The following is an 18,187-nucleotide window of genomic DNA, read 5'->3' as shown; positions in this document are numbered from 1 at the left end:
GCCTCCCGGTGGAGTATTGCCAACATGTGACCTCGTGATTACAGTCACACGGCAGGCCTGGTTGAAACGTTCTAATTCGTCGGCCCCATCCCCGCCGTAAGGGAGCCCGCATGCTGCGCTCGAAGCTCTGGCGCGCGACCACCACCACGCTCGCCGCGATCCTCGTCCTGTCCGCCGGCGCGGTGCCACCGGCCGGCGCCGCTCCCCCGGTGGACCTGGCCGGTGCGCACTGGATCTGGTACCCGGAGGGCAACCCCCGCGTCGCGGCGCCGGCCGGGACCCGCTACTTCCGCACGACGTTCACCGTCCCCGCCGGGGCGGTCTCCGACGCCCGGTTCGTCGTCACCGGCGACGACACCGCCGACGTCTGGCTCAACGGCACGCCGCTCGCCTCGTCCGCCCGCACCCCGCAGGCGTGGCGGACGGCGCTGCCGGTGGACCTGCGGCCGGCGCTGACCCCCGGGGTCAACACCCTCGCCGTCGCGGCCCGCAACGAAGGCGGCCCGGCCGGCCTGCTCGGCCGCCTGCGGGTGACGACCGCGGCAGGCACCACCGACCTGACCACGGGAACCGCCTGGAAGAGCGCGGCGACCGCGCCCGAGGGCTGGGAACAGCCGGGCTTCGCCGACGGGACGTGGGCCGCGGCCACGGACCTCGGCGCCTACGGCACCGCACCCTGGCGCGCCGGCGTCACCACGCCGAATCCCGCCACACCGTCACCCCTTTCGGTCGCGAGCGCCACCATCGGGAACCGGGTGAACCCCCTCGGGGTCGATCCCGCGCAGGCGCGCTTCGGCTGGAAACTCGCGTCCCCGGCCGCGCAGCAACGCCAGTCGGCGTACCAGATCGTGGTGTCCGCCAACGGAAGCAGCGTCTGGGACAGCGGCCGAGTCGCCTCCGCCCAGCAGTCCGACGTCGCCTACGGCGGTCCCGCACTCGGGTCGCTGACCGCCTACACGTGGCGCGTCCGGGTCTGGGACGGCCAGGGCCGGACGAGCGGCTGGAGCCCGGTCCAGCGCTTCGAAACCGCGCTGCGCACCCCGGCGACCGAGTGGACGGGCGCCTTCGTCGGCCGCGCCACGGCCGGCCCGGACCTCGCCGGGGCGAACTGGATCTGGTACCCGGAGGGCGATCCCGTCGGCGGTGTCCCGCCGTCGACCCGGTTCTTCCGCAAGACCGTCGACCTGACCTCGGCTCCCGCGAAAGCCACGCTCGTCGTGACCGGCGACGACACCGCCACCGTGTGGGTCAACGGGACCCGCGTCAGCGACTCGCCGCGGGTCGCCGACTCGTGGAAGACCGCCGCGGTCACCGAGATCGGCGGCCTGCTGACGGCCGGCGCGAACACCATCGCGGTGAGCACGGAGAACACCACGCAGAGCCCCGCCGGGACGATCGCGAAGCTGACCGTCCAAGGTGGACCGACGCTCGTCACCGACGGGACGTGGAAGGCGAGCCAGAGCGGTCCGGACGGCTGGCAGCAACGCGCCTTCGACGACAGCGCCTGGCCCGCGGCCCGCGCGTTGACCGCGTACGGCACCGGGCCGTGGGGGGCGAACGTCGCCGTCAGCGCGCCCGCTCCCCTGCTGCGCAAGAGCTTCACCGTCTCGAAGCCGGTGGCGAGCGCACGGCTGCTGACGACCGCGCTCGGCCTGCAGGAGACGCACCTCAACGGCGCCAAGGTGGGCTCGGAAGTCCTCGCGCCGGGGTGGACCGACTACACGAAACGCCTGCAGTACCGCGTTTCCGACGTCACCGGGCAGATCCGCGCCGGGGAGAACGTCCTCGGCGCGATGGTGGGCAACGGCTGGTACTCCGGCAGCATCGGGATCGCCGGCAGCCAGAAGTACGGCACCGAGCCGTGGTATTCGGCGCAGCTGCGGCTGACCTTCACCGACGGCACGAGCACCACGATCGCGACCGACGGCACCTGGACGGCAGGCGACGGCCCGATCCGCGCCGACGACCTCTACCAGGGCGAAACCTACGACGCACGGCTCGCGACCGGCTGGGACCGGCCCGGGTTCGACGCCCGCGGCTGGGCGGCCGTCCGTCTCCGCGGCGGCGACCGGCCGAACCTGGTGCCCCAGGCGGACAGCGGCGTCACCGTGCAGCAGGAGTTCCACCCGGTCTCGTGGACGCAGCCGAAGCCGGGCGTCTGGGTGGCCGACCTGGGCCAGAACTTCAGCGGCTGGAACCGGCTTTCGGTGACCGGGCCGGCCGGCACGACGGTGACCATGCGGCACGCGGAGGTGCTCAACCCGGACGGGACGATCTACACCACCAACCTCCGCGCGGCCCAGGCCACGGACCGGTTCACGCTGGCGGGCACCGGCCGCGCCGAGACGTACGAACCGCGGTTCACCGTGCACGGCTACCGGTACGTCGAGCTGACCGGACTGCCGTCGGCCCCGGCCGCGGCCACCCTCACCGGCCGGGCGATGTGGACCTCCGGCGCGCAGGCCGGGACGTTCACGACGTCGAACGCGCTGGTGAACCAGCTGCAGCACAACATCCTCTGGGGTGAGCGCTCGAACATGCTGTCGGTGCCGAGCGACTGCCCGCAGCGCGACGAACGGCTCGGCTGGACCGGCGACATCGGGATCTTCGCCGGCACGTCGGCGTTCAACCTCGACGTCGCGAACTTCCTCGGCAAGTTCAGCGACGACCTGGTCGACGCGCAGCACGACGACGGTTCCTTCACCGACGTGGCACCGGGCGTGCTGGGCGGCTCCGGCACGGCGGGCTGGGGCGACGCGGGCGTCATCGTGCCCTACACGCTGTGGCAGCGTTACGGCGACACGGGCGTGATCCAGGAGCACTTCGCCGCGATGGTCCGGTGGGTCGAGTACCTGCGCTCGACGTCGGGCGCGGACCTGATCCGCGACCACCAGACCTACGGGGACTGGCTCAACGTCAACGACAACACCGCGCAGGACCTGGTCTCGACGGCGTTCTTCGCGTGGTCGTCACGGCTGGTGTCGCGGATGGCGGCGGCCACCGGGCACGGCGCCGAAGCGGCGAAGTACGGAACGCTCGCCAACCAGGTCGGGGCCGCGTTCACCGGACGGTTCGTGGCGGCCGACGGCACGATCGGGTCGGGCTCGCAAACCGGGTACGTCCTGGCGCTGGCGTTCGGTCTGCTGCCGGCTTCCCTGGTCCAGCCGGCGGCGGACAAGCTGGCGGCCCGCGTCGCCGCGGCGGGCGGGCACCTGAGTGTCGGCTTCCTCGGGGTGGAGAACCTGCTGCCGGTGCTGGCGGCGCACGGCCACGCCGACGTCGCCTACCAGGTGTTGCTGCAGCCGGACTTCCCCGGCTGGGGCTACATGATCGGCCACGGTGCGACGACGGTCTGGGAGCGCTGGGACGGCATCAAGCCGGACGGCTCGTTCAACGACCCGGGGATGAACTCGTTCAACCACTACGGGCTCGGGTCGGTCGGCGACTTCCTGTACCGGTCGGTCGGCGGGCTCGCCCCGGCTTCACCGGGGTACGCGTCACTGCTGGTGGCGCCCCGCCCGGGCGGCGGCCTGACGTCGGCGAAGTCGGCGTACGAGACACCGTACGGCGGCGCGGTCAGCGACTGGTCGATCTCGGCCGGGAAGCTGACGCTGCGCGTGACGATCCCGGCGGGCACCTCGGCAACGGTCCGGGTGCCGACGTCGCGGCCCGGGTCGGTCACCGCACCGCCCGAAGCCGTGCCGTCCGCGCCGGGGACGTACTTCCTGCCCGCGGGTTCGTACGTCTTCACGGCTCCGGCGTGACCGGCTGACAAACACCCCAATGTGGCGTTGGTTGCGTCCAACGCACCCAATGTGGCGTTGGTTGCGTCCAACGCACCCAATGTGGCGTTGGTTGCGTCCAACGCACCCAATGTGGCGTTGGTTGCGTCCAACGCACCGAACGCCACATTGGGGCGCTTCAGCCCGGCAGGAGGTTGAGGCGCAGGTGGAAGTTGTCGAGGGTGGCGGGGAGGGGGCGGTCCGGGGACAGCACCGGGCCCGACGCCTGCTCGAAACGGTGGCCGCGCAGCAGGTTCGCCAGCATCGTGCTCGCGCAGAACTGGACGAGGTCGCGTCCCGGGCAGACCGCCGGGCCCGCGCTGAACGGGACGAGCGCCGGGTTCCGCTCCGCCCGGCCGTCGAGCCAGATGTCCGGCTCGAAGCGGTCGGCGTAGGGCAGGTCCGGGTCGCGGTGGAAGAGCGGCGCGAAGATCAGCACCGTGGTTCCTGCCGGACCCCAGGACGTCTCCTCGGTGGTCTCCCGCAGGATCATCGGCGTGGTCGGCCACAGCCGCACTGCCTCCAGCACGCAGGCGCGCAGGTAGCTCAGCTGGTCCGGCGACGCCGGGTCGAAGCCGGCGAGCTCGGTGCGGGCGCGTTCCAGTGCCGCCGGGTGGGCCGCCAGGAGGGCCAGCGTCCGGTAGGTCACCATGCCCGCCGCGTCGAAGGCGAACAGCCAGTGCGCCACCTGGTCGGCCGGGCCGATCTCGCCGTCCGCGCCGACCGCCGCGATCACGGCCGCGAGGCTGCCGGGCTCGGCCCGGCCCAGGTGCGCGGTCAGCCGTTCGTGGAACCGCGCGCGCACCCGCTCGCGCCGCGGGTGCAGGTAGGCCCAGTTCGCGTCGAGCCGCAGGCGTTCGAGCAGGTCGGTGAGCGCGGCGTCGTCACGGGCCCCCGAACCGAGCACGACACGGCGGACCAGCCGCCACCACGCGACGTTGAAGGCGTCCCAGTTCAGTTCGCCGTCGTGCGTGGCTTCGCTGAGCACGACGGCGGCTTCCTCGGCGGTCGCGCGCGCGAAGGGTGCCGCGAGCTCGTGCAGCGGACGCCCGGGCTCGAGCACGGCCTCGGTGAACCGGCGGCGCGGACGGCGGGCGGCGGCGTCCGAGATCAGCACGCCGTGCGGCTGGAAGTGCGCCAGCGCGGCTCGTTTCTCCACTGTGGACGGACTGAACGGCACCGGTGCGCCGGCCAGCACCGCCGCCACGTCCTCGCCGGACAGGGCCAGCCCCACCGACCGGCCGGGCACGCGCAGCTTCAGCGGCCGCGCGCCATGGCGGTCGCGCAGCCGCCGCAGGAGCCGCACGGCGGAGGAGTCGAGGCCGAGCTTGCCGGCCAGCGCCATCGCCGCCGGACGCCGTTTGATCACTCCGCCGAGAAGCGTGGGCAGCGCCACTTCGGCCGCGACACGGACGGTCTCGCCCACCGAGGCGGTCGCCGGTCGCGTGAGGTTCTCCTGAGTGGACGTCATAGCGCGCGGCTACCCGCGCCGCCCGGGCGGGAAACGCCGTCAGCGGCGCAGCGCGACGTTCAACACGTCCCCGGCGTGGTCCAGGCAGTCCACGCAGATCACCGCGTCCCGCGCGGCGCAGTCCACGCGCAGCAGCGGGCGCCGGAGCCCGAGGAACGTCCGGCGCTCGCGGCGGCCGCAGAAGTCGCAGACCGCGGCCAGCGGCGACGTCACCGCCGCCAGCACGTCCCCGGCACCGCTCTCCCGGTCGGCGCCGTCGCGCACCACGCGCAGGCCCGCGCGGACGCAGTCCAGGCAGATCGGCCCGTTCCGGCCGGGCACCCGGGGATCGCGCCGCCTGCCGCAGAACCGGCACGGCGCGCCGGCCCCGTTCGTCGCCGTCACCGCGGCCTCCTCACGGTTTCGCCGCTCGCGCGCCGGGAATCCGGGCCTCGGCGCGCCTCTCCCCGGTCACGCTACTCCGGCTCCGGGGAACCGGCGGCGCGCCCGGTGGAACCCGGAGGCACGCTCGACCGGGTCTCCTGGCCGCGGTGCGGGTACGAGCGGGCGGGAGGAACCCTTGTCGTCGTTGACGGTGTTGTTCGGAGTGGCCGGCGTGCTCGCGCTCGCCGCGGCGATCGTGCCGAAGCTGGTCGCCGACCGGCCGTTCTCGGTGCCGCTGGTGATGCTCGTCGCCGGCATCGGGCTCGGCCTGCTGCCGCTGCCCGAGCCCTACGGCGACGGCTGGAGTGACCCGGCCGCCCACCTGCACGGCGTGGAATCCTTCACCCAGCTGGGCATCCTGGTCGCGCTCGCCGGGGCGGGCCTGTCCGTCGACCGCCCCTTCGGCCTCAGACGCTGGGGCTCGACGTGGCGGCTGCTCGCCCTGACCATGCCGGTGTCGATCCTGGTGATCGCCCTGCTCGGGTACTGGTGGCTGGCGCTCGCGCCCGGCGTGGCGCTGCTGCTGGCCGCGGCGCTGGCGCCGACCGACCCGGTGCTGGCGGGCGACATCGGCGTGCCGCACCCCGACGTCGAACCGGAACTGGCCAGGGACAACGAGATCCGCTTCACCCTGACCACGGAGGCCGGGCTCAACGACGGCCTCACCATGCCGTTCGTCCTGCTCGGACTGGCGCTGGCGGGCAGCGCGCCCCGCCTGGACCTCTCCTGGGCGCTGGTGGACCTGCTGCTGCCCCTGGTGCTCGGTGTGGTGGTCGGCCTGGTCACCGGGCGGGTGCTCGGCTGGGCGATCTTCCGGACGCCGTCGGACCGGCTGCGGCTGGCCGAGTACGCCGACGGGCTGGTCCTGCTCGCCCTCGCGTTCGTGCCCTACGCGCTCTCCGAACTGTGTCACGGCAACGGGTTCGTCGCCGTGTTCGTCGCGGCGGTCGCGGTCCGCACCCAGGAGCGCGAGCACGAGTACCACGGCGTCCTGCACGCGTTCGGCCACCAGCTGGAACGGCTGTTCGTCCCGCTCGCCCTGCTCGGGCTGGGACTGGCCGTCGGCGACGGCCTGCTGCGCGGGCTGCGTCCCCTCGAAGTGGTGATCGCCGTCGTCGCCGTCCTCGTGGTGCGGCCGGTGGTGGGCTGGCTGTCCCTGCTCGGCGCGCCGTCGCCGGGACGGCCCGCGACCGCGGCGATCGCGTTCTTCGGCGTCCGCGGCATCGGCACGCTCTACTACCTGGCCTACGCGCTCAACCGGCTCCCGGTACCTCAGCAGGACGTGCTGTGGCGGGTGGGCGCGCTCGCCGTCGCCGTGTCGGTGATCGTCCACGGCGTCCTCGCGGAGCCGGCGATCCAGCGGATCGAGCGGATGGGCGGGCACCTGCCGGCCGATGTGTAGGTCCGCGGCGAGTGGGTATCAGTCTGTCAAGGCCCTTTTGGCGACTGGCCGATCCGGAAATGTCGCCGCAACGGAAGGTGCACTCATGAACGACAAACTCGAGAACAAGGGCGAAGAGCTCAAGGGCCGGGCCAAGGAAGCCGTCGGCGACGCCACCGACAACGAGCAGTGGCAGGCCGAGGGCAAGTCCGACCAGGCCAAGGGCTCGCTCAAGCAGGCCGGCGAGAAGGTCAAGGACGCTGTGAAGGGCGTCACGGACAAGAAGTGACCCGTTTCCCCCGCTGCCGCACCCCCGGGTGCGGCAGCGGGCTCATGTCCGGGGGTGGCACGTGTTCGAAGGCTTCACATTGGACCGCGTCGACGTCGGTGACGTGACCCTGCGGGTGCGCCACGGCGGCTCGGGGCCGCCGGTCCTGCTGGTGCACGGGCATCCGCGCACCCACACGACGTGGCACCGCGTCGCCCCGCGGCTCGCGGAGCACTTCACGGTCGTGTGCGCGGACACCCGCGGCTACGGCGAGTCCGGCAAGCCGCCCACCGACGAAGACCACACGCCCTACAGCAAACGCGTGATGGCGGCCGACTGCGTCGCGCTGATGCGCCACCTCGGGCACGACCGGTTCTTCGTGGCGGGCCACGATCGTGGCGCGTGCGTGACGACACGGCTGGCGCTGGACCACCCGTCCGTGGTCCGCGCCGCGGCGATCCTCGACTCCGTCCCGATCTGCGAGGCTCTCGACCGCTGTGACGCCAAGTTCGCGCGGGAGTGGTGGCACTGGTTCTTCTTCGCCCAGCCGGGCAAACCCGAACGGGCGATCACCGCCGACCCCGACGCCTGGTACAACGTCGGCACGAAGACCACGCCCGAGCGGCTCGGCGAAGAGAACTTCGCCGACTTCCACCGCGCGATCCACGACCCGGCCACCGTCGCCGCGATGCTCGAGGACTACCGCGCGGGCCTGGGTGTCGACCGCGCCCACGACGAGGCGGACCGGGCCGCCGGGCGGCGGATCACCTGCCCGGCGATGGTGCTCTGGTCCAGCGACGACGACATGGAGGACCTCTACGGCGACGTCCTCGGCGTCTGGCGGCCGTGGACGACCGACCTGCGCGGGCACGCGATCAAGTCCGGGCACCACATGGCCGAGGAGAACCCGGAAGACCTGGCTGCCGCGCTGAGCGAGTTCTTCGGCGGGGTTCAGGACCGGTAGCGGGAGGCGAGCTCCGGGCTCTGCCCGCCGAAGGCGGCGAGGTCGGCCCGGAAGACGGCGTCGAGCAGGCCGGTGTCCTCGACACCCGGGGCGGTGACGACTTCGCCGAGTTCGAGGCCCCGCAGGCCGGCGGTGACGACGTCGTCGGCGGTCATGCGGGGCACCGCGCTCAGGTCGAGGCCCTGGCGCTCGTGGAACTCGGTGGCGACGACCCCGGGGCACAGGACCTGGACCCGGACGCCGGTGCCCTCCAGTTCGGCGCTGAGGGTCTGGGACAGGGCGACGAGGTAGGCGAGGGAGCCGGCGTAGACGGCTCGGCGGGGCATGACGGAGGAGTCCGCAGGGCCGCTGAAGGCGATCATCCCGGCGACGTTGACGATCGTTCCCTCCCCGCGTTCCCGCATGCCCGCGACGGCGGCGCGGGTCAGCATGGTCGGCGCGGCGACCTTGACGTGGACGAGTTCGCGGGCCTTGGCGGCGGGCAGCTCGGCCAGCGGCATGTAGTGGGCGACACCGGCGTTGTTGACGAGCATGGTCAGCGGTTCGGCGGCGCAGATTCCGGCGACCGTGTCGACGCCGTCGTCGGTGGACAGGTCGGCGACGACGGTGCGGACCTTGACGTCGGTGTGGGCGGCGGCGAACTCTTCCAGGCGGTCTTCGCGGCGGCCGGTGAGGATCAGGTCGTAGCCGTCGGCGGCGAGGCGTTCGGCGAAGGCCCGGCCGATGCCGGAGGTGGCGCCGGTGACGAGGGCGAGCTGGTTCATGGGTTCCGGTCCTTTCGGGGTCTGGTCCCAGGATGGGCGTGAACCGCGCGCGTAGGAAGTGGACCGGTTTTCCTGGGAACGGCAGTACCAGGACAGCGGCCGCCGGAGCTTGCACAATCGACGGCATGGCGAACACCGGACTCGGCACGGCCCTGCGCCACTGGCGCGATCGCGTGGCGCCCCAGGCCGTCGGCCTGCCCGCGGGCGGCCGCAGGCGGGCCGCGGGCCTGCGCCGGGAAGAACTGGCCCAGCTGGCCGGCATCTCCGCCGACTACGTCATCCGGCTCGAACAGGGCCGCGCCACCAGCCCGTCGGCCCAGGTCGTCGAAGCACTGGCCCGGGCCCTGCGCCTCACCCAGGACGAACGGGCGCACCTCTTCCGGCTGGCCGGCCTCGCCCCGCCGGGCCCCGGCACGGTCCCGCGGCACATCACGCCCGGCGTCCACCGCATGCTGGACCGGCTGGCCGGCACGCCCGTCGCCGTCTTCGACGCGGCGTGGAACCAGCTGCTCGCCAACCCGCTGTACACGGCCCTCATGGGGGAATGGCGCGGCAACGACCTCAACGGCGTCTGGCGCAACTTTCTCAGCCCGAACAACCGGGTGCGGGACACCCCTGAATCCCGCAAGGCACTGCAGTCGGCGCTGGTCGCCGACCTGCGCCGCACCGCGGGCACCTACCCCGGCGACCGGGACCTGCGCGCACTCATCGCCGACCTGCGACGGCACAGCACCGGCTTCGCGGCCCTGTGGGAGTCCGGAGCCGTCGGGCAGCACGAAGCCGGCCGCAAGACGATCGATCACCCCCAGGCGGGCACGCTGACCCTGGACTGCGACGTCCTCAGCGTGGCCGGCAGCGACCTGCGCATCATGGTCTACACCGCCCAGCCGGGCACCGAAGACGCCGACCGCCTCGCGCTGCTGGGTGTCCTCGGGACGCAGTCGCTCGGTGTGGAGGAAGCACCCCGCCCGGGCTAATCCGTCGTGCGGCGGGTCCCGTCGCCGAGGGGTTCCGTCCGTCCGGCCGCGTCGAGGCGTTCCAGCAGCGGGATCATCACGCGGCGAGTGCTGTCGAGCGCCTTGCGTGCCGCCGAAACCGTGAACGGCTGCGGCAGCAGGCGCAGTTCGGCCACCGCCCGCTCTTCCGCGTCCGGCCCGAGCACGACCCCTTCGGCGACCGCCGTCAGCCGGCCGAGCCGGACGGCCGCGGCCAGTTCCCGCCTGCCGAGGCCCAGCGCCCGCAGCTCGTCCGCCTCCGGTGCGCGGAACGGGTGTTCCGCGAGCTGCCTCACCACCTTTTCCAGCGCCTGTTCGACGGCCGGGGCGAGCCCGGCGCCGGGCCGCCGGACGAGCCCGCCCGTCACCTCGAACCCCGTGCCCGCCAGCGCCGGGACGACCAGTTCCGCGGCGGGCAGGCCGAGCCGCTGCCGCAGGGCCTCCACCGGCACTCCGGCGGCCGTGCTGTCCCACGCGCCCACGATCGCGGCGGCCTCCGCGCGCAAGGCGGCGAACCGCTCCGGGTCCGCGAACCAGTCCCCCACCCGCTCGCCCGTTTCCGCCAGGCCCAGCACGGCGAAGTCCCCGGCGGGGACGAAACCCTTGCGGCGCAAGTACGTCCGGGCGAGATCGGGTCCGGCCAGCTCCCGGCCGCGCGCCCGGGCCGCGCCGCGGCGGGCCAGCGGGGGCGGGTCGACGTCGAGGACGTCGAACCCGGCGGCGATCCGGTGCTCGCCGGGATCGCGCAGGAGGCCTCGGTCCCCGGCCCGCAACGGCAGCGCGGTGGTCGTGGCCAGCCGGACGGTGTCCGTCCCCAGTGGACGGACGCGCACCGGCACCGCCACCGTGCCCAGGTGGACGACCAGGTGCCGATGCAGGTCCGCGGCGGCCGCAACCGCGGCACCACGCAGCCGGACGTCGAACTCCGCCGTGGTGCGCCAGCGGCCGGGCGTGAGCAGGACGTCGCCGCGGCCGACGTCGGCGCGCGGGGTGCCGCGCAGGTTCACCGCCACCCGGGCCACCGCCTCGACGCGATCGCGGGGTTCGCCGAGCGCCTGCAGGCCGCGGACTCTGACCCGCGTGTCGCCCAGCCGCAGCTCGTCGCCCACGGCGATGGTGCCGGCGGACAGCGTGCCCGTCACGACCGTGCCCGCCCCGGACACCGTGAAGGCGCGGTCGACCCACAGCCGGACGTCGGCGCCCGTGTCGGGCGGTGGCAGCCCGGCGGTCAGCTCGCCGATCGCCGCGCGCAGCTCGTCGAGCCCTTCGCCCGTGGTGCCGCTGACGGCGACGCCCGGCACGGCACCCAACGACGTCGCCGCGATTTCCCGCAGCGCGACAGCCGTCGCCGCGGCCGGGTCGGCCCGGTCGGCCTTGGTGACGACCAGCAGGCCGCGGTCGGCGCCGAACGCGTCGAGCGCCGCGAGGTGCTCGGCCGACTGGGGCATCCAGCCCTCGTCCGCGGCGACGACGAACAGCACCGCCGGCGCCGGGCCCGCCCCGGCGAGCATGTTCGGCACGAACCGTTCGTGGCCCGGTACGTCCACGAACGCGACGTCCTCGCCGCCGATCCGGGTCCAGGCGAAGCCGAGGTCGATGGTCAGCCCGCGGCGGCGCTCCTCGGCCCAGCGGTCGGGCTCCATCCCGGTCAGCCGCCGCACGAGCGTGGACTTCCCGTGGTCGACGTGCCCGGCGGTGACGATCACCCGCATCGGCGGACGGCTTCCAGCAGCTTCGCGTCCTCGTCCGGCCGCACGGTCCGCAGGTCGAGCAGGCAGCGGTCCTTGACGACCCGGCCGGCCACGGCGGGCTCGCCCGTCCGCAGCGGGGCCGCGTACCGCGCGGGCAGGCTCACCGCGACGCTCGGCAGTTCGACGCCGGGTGCTCCCCCGCCGCCGACGGCCGCCACCGACTCCACTACGCGAGCGTCGGCGTCGTCGAGGGCCCTGACCAGGGTTTCGGCTCGGTGCCGGAGCATCGCGACCGACGCTTCGAGCGCGGCGCGCACCGGCGGTTCCGGCCCGCGCAAGGTCGCTTCGAGCGCGGCCAGGGTGAGCTTGTCGACGCGGAGGGCACGCGCGGCGGGATGCCGCCGCAGCCGTTCGACGACGGCCGCGTCACCCAGCAGCAGGCCGGCCTGCGGGCCGCCGAGCAGCTTGTCCCCGCTGGCGGTGACGACCGTGGCGCCCGCCCGCAGCGCGCTCGCCGCGTCCGGCTCGTCCGGCAGCAGCGGGTGCGGGGCGAGCAGGCCGGAGCCGATGTCGGCGACCAGGGGCACGCCGAGCCCGGCCAGTTCGCCGACCGCCGCTTCCGAGGTGAAGCCGGTGACCCGGTAGTTCGACGGGTGGACTTTCAGCACGAACCCGGTGCCGGGACCGATCGCGGCGGCGTAGTCGCCCACCGACGTCCGGTTCGTGGTCCCGACCTCGCGCAGCCGCGCGCCCGCCGATTCCAGGAGGTCCGGGATGCGGAAGCCGTCGCCGATCTCGACCAGCTCGCCCCGGCTGACGACGATCTCCCGGCCGGGGGCCAGTGCCAGCGCGCAAAGCAGCAAGGCGGCCGCGTTGTTGTTGACCATGTGCACCGCGCCGGCGTCCGGCACGGCGGCGGCCAAGGCCGCCAGCGCGCCGCGGCCGCGGCGGGCCCGATCGCCGGTCGCGAGGTCGAATTCGACGTCGGTGGCGCCACCCGCGGCGACGAGGGCGTCGAGCGCGGCCGCGGAAAGCGGGGCCCGGCCGAGGTTGGTGTGCACGACGACACCGGTCGCGTTGACCACCGGCCGCAGCGAGGACGCGCTCGACGGGAGCCGCGCCAGCACCGCGTCGACGACGTCGGCCGGCGCGATCTCGCCGGCTCGCGCGGCCCGCTGGACCTCGTTGACCACGGACTTCACCAGGTCCCGTCCGAGCGGCCCGGCGGCCTTGGTGATCCGGGGATCGGCCAGGACCGCGTCGGTGCGCGGGATCGCCCGGCGGGGGTCAGGCATGGCGGAGGCGGACGGGAATCGAACCCGCCAGCGGCAGAACCTGCCGTTCGACGGTTTTGAAGACCGCGCCGGTCACCAGGCCGGATACGCCTCCCTGCACCATGTGGTCATCCTGCCAAGTCCGGGGCGGGCGGGCAGGATGAACCGGTGGATTACCGGCTGACGCAGTACGCGCACGGCGGTGGCTGTGCGCGCAAGATCCCGCCCGGCGAACTGGAAGCGGCCGTGGCCGGCCTGACCGGCGCCGCGCCCGCCGACCCGCCGGGCGAGCTGCTCGTCGGCCTCGAGACCGGCGACGACGCGGCCGCGGTCCGGATCTCCGGGGACACCGCGCTCATCGCCACGACGGACTTCTTCACCCCGGTCGTCGACGACGCCTACGACTGGGGCCGGATCGCCGCGGCCAACGCGCTTTCCGATGTCTACGCCATGGGCGGCACGCCGGTGGTGGCGGTCAACCTGCTCGGCTGGCCGCGGGAGACGCTGCCGTTCGAGCTCGCCGCCGAAGTGCTGCGCGGCGGCCTCGACGTCTGCGGCAAGGCGGGCTGCCACCTCGCCGGCGGGCACAGCATCGACGACCCGGAACCGAAGTACGGCCTGGCCGTCACCGGGATCGCGGATCCCGCGCGGCTGCTGCGCAACGACGCGGGCCGGCCCGGTGTGCCGCTGACGCTCACCAAGCCGCTTGGCATCGGCGTGCTCAACTCGCGGCACAAGGCCACCGGCGAACGGTTCGAGCAGGCGATCGACGCGATGACGACGTTGAACGCTCCGGCGTCCCGCGCCGCGCTGGCCGCCGGGGTCTCCTGTGCCACCGACGTGACGGGGTTCGGCCTGCTGGGCCACCTGCACAAGCTCGCCAGGGCGAGTGGCGTCACCGCCCGCATCGACCCGGCGGCCGTGCCTTACCTCGACGGCGCGCGCGAAGCCCTGCGCGACGGGTACGTCAGCGGGGGCACCCGGCGCAACCTCGACTGGGTCCGCCCGCACGCCGACCTGTCCCGGATCTCCGAAGACGAGGCGTTGCTGCTGGCCGACGCGCAGACTTCCGGCGGCCTGCTGGTCGCCGGGGAGCTGCCGGGGCACCCGGTGATCGGGTCGCTCGAGCCGCGGTCGGACCACACGATCGTCGTCGGCTGAGTTTCCTCGCCGGCCGCGCCGGGTACGCGGGGAAGAGAACGATCAGGAGGTGTGCGATGCCCGCTCCGGACCGGACCAGCCTGGAACGGCACCTGTCCGAAACCGAATACCCCTGCGGCCGCGACGAACTCCTGCGGCGGGCGGCCGCGGCGGGCGGCGGCGACTCCGTGCTCGGCTCGCTCGGCGGCCTGCCGCACAACGACCGGTACGAAAACTTCGACGCCGTCTGGGAAGCCGTGTCCGCGAAGCACATCGGCGGGGCACCCTAGCCGAGCCGCTCCACGGCGTCGCGCGCCTCCGCGAGGCCGGCGCCGGTGCTTTCGCGGTAGGCCTTGATCGCCTGGATCTTCTTGCCCTGCCGCAGCAACGCCGTCACCTCGGCCAGCTCCGGCTCCACGACCGCGACCCCGAGCCGGTCGGCGATCGCGTCGAGCTTCCGTTCCACCCGCGCGAGGCGGCGGTCGACCCGGGTCAGCCTGCGGTCCGTGGCCGACGACCCCAGCGCCACGACCACGACCAGCACGACCACACCGAGCAACAGCATCCCGTAGTCCATGACCCGGCATGCTACTTCCGGAAATTGTCGGTGGCCGTGGTTAAGGTGAGCCCATGACCACACTGACCGACCGTCCGAACACCGCGTTGCTCGTCGTCGACGTGCAGAACGGGGTGATGAAGGCGTCCGTCGACGCCGGATCCGTCATCGCCAACATCGTGACGCTCGTGGAGAAGGCGCGCGCGGCGGGCACCGACGTGGTGTGGGTGCAGCACACCAGCGACGAGCTGCCGCGCGGCAGCGAAACCTGGGAGTGGGTGCCGGAGCTGGTCCGCCGCGAAGCGGAACCACTGGTGCACAAGATGTACGGCGACTCGTTCGAGGACACCGACCTCGAAGAGGTACTGGCGGCGCGCGGCATCGGCGCCCTGGTGGTGGCGGGCGCCCAGACGGACGCGTGCATCCGCTCGACCCTGCACGGCGCCCTCGCCCGCGGCTACGACGCGACCTTGGTCGCCGACGCGCACACGACGGAGGACATGTCGGCGTATGGCGCCCCACCGCCGGAGCAGGTCATCGCGCACACGAACTTGTACTGGCAGTACCAGACCGCGCCCGGCCGGACCGCGGGAACGGTGCAGACGGCCGAGGTGGAGTTCGGGGTGAAGGCACCGGCCTGAGCCACTGCCGCTCGATGCGGCTTCCAGTTGGCCGGAGCCCCGCAGGCTAGGCGCCGCGCAGGTGGTCGCGCAGGGCCCGCGCCACCCGGGCCATCAGCACGTCCGCCTCCGGCTGCAGGACCGCCGGGACCCGCGACTCGGTCAGTGCCACCACCGCGAACACGCCGCCGTCCGCGTGTTCGACGACCCCGGCTTCGTGGCGCAGGTTCAGCAGCGTTCCCGTCTTCGACGACCAGCGAGCCGCATCGGAGGCGAAATCGGGCGTGAGCCGGTGGCGGATGACGTTGTTCGCCATCAGCTCCCGCACGCCCGCGGCCACCGACGGGTCGATCTTTGACGGCGTCCACAGCGCCTGCAGCAGGTCGAGCAGCGCCCGCGCGGACGCCGAGTTCGCTCGCGTGACGTCGAGCTGGGCGAGCTGGTGGCCCTGGCCTGCGGTCGCCGCGCCGATGGCGAGCGCGTGCGCCAGGTGGGCCTCGCCGGCGTCGAAGCGCTCGGCCGGGGTCTCGACGAGGTCGCGCTGGAGGTGGCGCACGGCGATGCCGCCCAGCCCCCACTCCCCCAGCATCCGCGTGACGTCCGCCGGCGGCGTCAGGCCGAACAGAACGTCGGCCGCCGTCCCGTCGCTCAGCGACGTGCTCAGGTAGAGCAGGTCCTCGACGGCGAGGCGGGCCGGGTGCCGGAACCGGGTCAGCCCGGTCGGCCCGGGTGTGGTGACGCCGCCGGGCGCCACCTCCAGCTGGGTCGCACCGTCCAGCTCGCCGCGGCGGATGCGCTCCAGCGTCGCCGCCGCCAGCGGCACCTTGACCAGCGACGCGATCGGGTACTCCCGATCCGGGTCGATCCCGAGCTCGGCGCCGGATCGCAGGTCGCGGACGAGGAACGCCCCGCGCAGCCCGCCGTCGTCCAGCTCGGCCCGCAAGTCGCGGACCAGCGCTTCGGCGGTCATTCGCCGGCTCCGAGGCAGCGTCCGACGGCCTCCCGCAGCACCGTGCGCAACCGGTCGGCGTCCTCGCCCAGCGCCGCGGCCACGCCGTAGCCGCGGGCGAGGGTGAGCTCACCGATCGGCCGCCAGCTCACCCCCAGCTCGACGGCCTGCGCGGCCGAGCACAGCAGCAGATCCGCCGAGGCGAACACCTCCGCGGCCGCCGAGGTGAGCGAGCCCGCCACGGCGACCTGCGCCGGGGGCAGGCCGACGGCGTCGCGGACCCGCAGCAGCCGGTCGCGGACGTGCGGGACGTCGTCCTCGGGCTGGATCCAGACGTGCCGCCGCGGGGCGGCTCGCTCACCGCGGCGGCCGGTCCGCAGCGTCTCCAGGTGCACGACCCGGCCGGGCGGCGGGGTGACCGCGGCCAGGCCCAGCGGCACGGACCACCCGCCGTCCTCGGCCGGGACGGCGGTGAGCGCGGCCCGCACCTCCCCGGTGCGGACGAGCTCGGCGCGCTCGCCCGGCGCCGCGGCGCGGAACTCCAGGTGGATCGCCAGTTCACGGGCTTCGGCGGCGAGCTCGGCGAGGGCCCGCACGCCGCAGGTGTCCGGCACGGCCACGCGCATCGGCCGCAGCTTGGCGCGCCGCGCGTCGTGCTCCATCGCGTCGGCCAGCCGGACGAGCCGTCGGGCCGAGGGCAGCACGTCCCGCCCGAAGGGGGTGAGCCGCGCCCGGCGGGTCGAGCGGTCGAAGAGCCGTTCGCCGAAGTGCCGTTCGAGGGCGGCGATGCGCCGGCTGGCGACCGGCTGCGGGATGCGAGCGAGCGCGGCGCCCGCCGTGAAGCTCCCTGTCTCGCTCACGCTCACGAACGCCCTGCAGCCACCGACCAGGTCCACTACCCCACTTTATGCGATTCCGGCATCGAACCGTGCGTTTCCGTCTTGGACAGCATGAGCGGGCGTGGTGAAACTGCGGATGTCGATCAAGACCGGAAGGAAGTCCTGTGCCGTTCCCCCACGTCCGGCGGGCCGCGCTCGCCGCGCTGGCCCTCGTGGCGCTCACCTCCTGCACCGCCGAAGCACCGGCCCCGGCCCCGGCCCCGGCGACCCCGTCGTCGTCCGCCGCCGTGGCGCCGCGGCCGGACTTCGCCCCGCTCGAACGCGACTTCGACGCGCGCCTCGGTGTGTATGCCGTCGACATCGGGACCGGCCGCGAGCTCGCCCACCGCGCCGACGAGCGCTTCGGCTACGCCTCGACACACAAGGTGTTCTCGGCCGCCGCCGTGCTCCAGCGCACCAGTCTCGAGGGGCTGGCGAAGGTGCTGAACTACACCCGCGCCGACCTGCAGCCGAACTCGCCGGTTACCGAAAAGCACGTCACCACCGGCATTTCCCTGCGCGACGCGATCGACGCCGCGGTGCGCTACAGCGACAACACCGCCGCGAACCTGCTCTTCCGCGAGCTGGGCGGCCCGGCCGGGCTCGCCGCCGCGCTACGCGGGATCGGCGACACGACCACGCACGCCGACCGGACCGAACCCGGTCTCAACGACCTCGCGCCCGGCGACGTCCGGGACACCAGCACCCCGAGGGCGATGGCGGTCAGCCTGCGCGCCTTCACGGTGGGCACCGCCCTCCCGCCCGAAAAGCGGACCGTGCTCACAGACATGATGCGCGCCAACAAGACCGGCGCGGCCCTGATCCGGGCGGGCGCACCGGCGGGCTGGACGGTCGGCGACAAGACCGGCACCGGCGGCTACGGGACCCGCAACGACATCGCGGTCGTCTGGCCGCCCGGGCGCGCGCCGATCGTGCTGGTGGTCCTGTCCGACCGGAAGACCAAGGACGCCGACCACGACGACCGGCTGATCGCGCAAGCCGCGAAGCTGGCACTCGACAGCTTCCGCTGA

17 protein-coding genes and 1 tRNA gene are annotated in these 18,187 nt (G+C 73.8%); 9 read left to right on the top strand and 9 right to left on the bottom strand.

The window, feature by feature from the left end:
• The first annotated feature begins 110 nt into the window (after positions 1-110).
• Positions 111-3,764, top strand: a complete 3,654-nt coding sequence (locus tag CF165_RS07185) for a family 78 glycoside hydrolase catalytic domain (protein ID WP_093946621.1) — start codon at positions 111-113, stop codon at positions 3,762-3,764.
• 157 nt (positions 3,765-3,921) lie between these two features.
• Here CF165_RS07185 and CF165_RS07180 read toward each other — a convergent pair whose 3' ends face one another.
• On the bottom strand, positions 3,922-5,253 hold the full coding sequence (locus tag CF165_RS07180) for a cytochrome P450 (RefSeq protein WP_093946620.1): 1,332 nt from the start codon (positions 5,251-5,253) through the stop codon (positions 3,922-3,924).
• A 39-nt stretch (positions 5,254-5,292) separates the two neighbouring features.
• Entirely contained in the window at positions 5,293-5,637 is a 345-nt protein-coding gene (locus CF165_RS07175) for a hypothetical protein (RefSeq protein ID WP_093946619.1), read from the bottom strand.
• A gap of 175 nt (positions 5,638-5,812) precedes the next feature.
• Here CF165_RS07175 and CF165_RS07170 point away from each other — a divergent pair, with 175 nt between their 5' ends.
• The 3 genes from CF165_RS07170 (at position 5,813) to CF165_RS07160 (ending at position 8,289) form a co-directional block, all read left to right on the top strand.
• Positions 5,813-7,078 (top strand): cation:proton antiporter domain-containing protein, encoded by a 1,266-nt coding sequence (locus CF165_RS07170; protein WP_093946618.1) that lies wholly within the window; start codon positions 5,813-5,815, stop codon positions 7,076-7,078.
• Between the two features lie 85 nt (positions 7,079-7,163).
• A complete protein-coding gene (locus tag CF165_RS07165; RefSeq protein WP_093946617.1) occupies positions 7,164-7,346 on the top strand; it encodes a CsbD family protein in 183 nt (60 codons plus the stop codon).
• A 61-nt stretch (positions 7,347-7,407) separates the two neighbouring features.
• Positions 7,408-8,289, top strand: a complete 882-nt coding sequence (locus CF165_RS07160; RefSeq protein ID WP_093946616.1) for an alpha/beta fold hydrolase — start codon at positions 7,408-7,410, stop codon at positions 8,287-8,289.
• Here CF165_RS07160 and CF165_RS07155 read toward each other — a convergent pair.
• Positions 8,277-9,053: an SDR family NAD(P)-dependent oxidoreductase gene (locus CF165_RS07155; protein ID WP_093946615.1), complete on the bottom strand. Its 777-nt coding sequence runs from the start codon at positions 9,051-9,053 to the stop codon at positions 8,277-8,279. The two genes, CF165_RS07160 and CF165_RS07155, sit on opposite strands and share 13 nt — an antisense overlap.
• A gap of 125 nt (positions 9,054-9,178) precedes the next feature.
• On the opposite strand from CF165_RS07155, the gene CF165_RS07150 reads away from it, so the two are divergent.
• The gene (locus CF165_RS07150; protein ID WP_093946614.1) at positions 9,179-10,030 is read left to right on the top strand and encodes a helix-turn-helix transcriptional regulator; all 852 of its coding nucleotides are present in this window, start codon (positions 9,179-9,181) and stop codon (positions 10,028-10,030) included.
• Here CF165_RS07150 and CF165_RS07145 read toward each other — a convergent pair.
• The 3 genes from CF165_RS07145 to CF165_RS07135 form a co-directional block, all read right to left on the bottom strand.
• Positions 10,027-11,760 carry a SelB domain-containing protein gene (locus CF165_RS07145; RefSeq protein WP_093946613.1) on the bottom strand — a complete coding sequence of 578 codons (1,734 nt, stop codon included), beginning with the start codon at positions 11,758-11,760 and terminating at the stop codon, positions 10,027-10,029. The two genes, CF165_RS07150 and CF165_RS07145, sit on opposite strands and share 4 nt — an antisense overlap.
• The gene (gene selA, locus CF165_RS07140; RefSeq protein WP_093946612.1) at positions 11,751-13,034 is read right to left on the bottom strand and encodes an L-seryl-tRNA(Sec) selenium transferase; all 1,284 of its coding nucleotides are present in this window, start codon (positions 13,032-13,034) and stop codon (positions 11,751-11,753) included. The genes CF165_RS07145 and selA overlap by 10 nt, the downstream gene beginning before the upstream one ends.
• Positions 13,034-13,128: transfer RNA gene (locus CF165_RS07135), tRNA-Sec, on the bottom strand. Before CF165_RS07135 ends, selA begins: the two co-directional genes overlap by 1 nt.
• 53 nt (positions 13,129-13,181) lie before the next feature.
• Here CF165_RS07135 and selD point away from each other — a divergent pair.
• Together selD and CF165_RS07125 are read left to right on the top strand one after the other, a co-directional pair.
• Entirely contained in the window at positions 13,182-14,174 is a 993-nt protein-coding gene (selD, locus tag CF165_RS07130; protein ID WP_093946611.1) for a selenide, water dikinase SelD, read from the top strand.
• Positions 14,175-14,230: 56 nt separating this feature from the next.
• On the top strand, positions 14,231-14,443 hold the full coding sequence (locus tag CF165_RS07125) for a DUF2795 domain-containing protein (RefSeq protein WP_093946610.1): 213 nt from the start codon (positions 14,231-14,233) through the stop codon (positions 14,441-14,443).
• Here the strand turns inward: CF165_RS07125 and CF165_RS07120 are convergent.
• Positions 14,440-14,730: a ribosomal protein L7/L12 gene (locus CF165_RS07120; protein ID WP_093946609.1), complete on the bottom strand. Its 291-nt coding sequence runs from the start codon at positions 14,728-14,730 to the stop codon at positions 14,440-14,442. The two genes, CF165_RS07125 and CF165_RS07120, sit on opposite strands and share 4 nt — an antisense overlap.
• Before the next feature lie 53 nt (positions 14,731-14,783).
• On the opposite strand from CF165_RS07120, the gene CF165_RS07115 reads away from it, so the two are divergent.
• Positions 14,784-15,350, top strand: a complete 567-nt coding sequence (locus tag CF165_RS07115) for an isochorismatase family protein (protein WP_093946608.1) — start codon at positions 14,784-14,786, stop codon at positions 15,348-15,350.
• Positions 15,351-15,396: 46 nt separating this feature from the next.
• Here the strand turns inward: CF165_RS07115 and CF165_RS07110 are convergent, their stop codons facing one another.
• Both CF165_RS07110 and CF165_RS07105 read right to left on the bottom strand, forming a co-directional pair.
• Positions 15,397-16,299, bottom strand: a complete 903-nt coding sequence (locus tag CF165_RS07110; protein WP_093946607.1) for a serine hydrolase — start codon at positions 16,297-16,299, stop codon at positions 15,397-15,399.
• Entirely contained in the window at positions 16,296-17,174 is an 879-nt protein-coding gene (locus CF165_RS07105) for a LysR family transcriptional regulator (protein WP_093946606.1), read from the bottom strand. The genes CF165_RS07110 and CF165_RS07105 overlap by 4 nt, the downstream gene beginning before the upstream one ends.
• A gap of 107 nt (positions 17,175-17,281) precedes the next feature.
• Between CF165_RS07105 and bla the strand changes: the two genes are divergently transcribed.
• Positions 17,282-18,187, top strand: a complete 906-nt coding sequence (gene bla, locus CF165_RS07100; protein ID WP_093946605.1) for a class A beta-lactamase — start codon at positions 17,282-17,284, stop codon at positions 18,185-18,187.

It is taken from the genome of Amycolatopsis vastitatis (genome assembly GCF_002234595.1).
Classification (GTDB): Bacteria; Actinomycetota; Actinomycetes; order Mycobacteriales; family Pseudonocardiaceae; genus Amycolatopsis; species Amycolatopsis vastitatis.
Note: the sequence above shows the minus strand (reverse complement) of the source record. Positions and strands in the feature narration are given on the sequence as shown.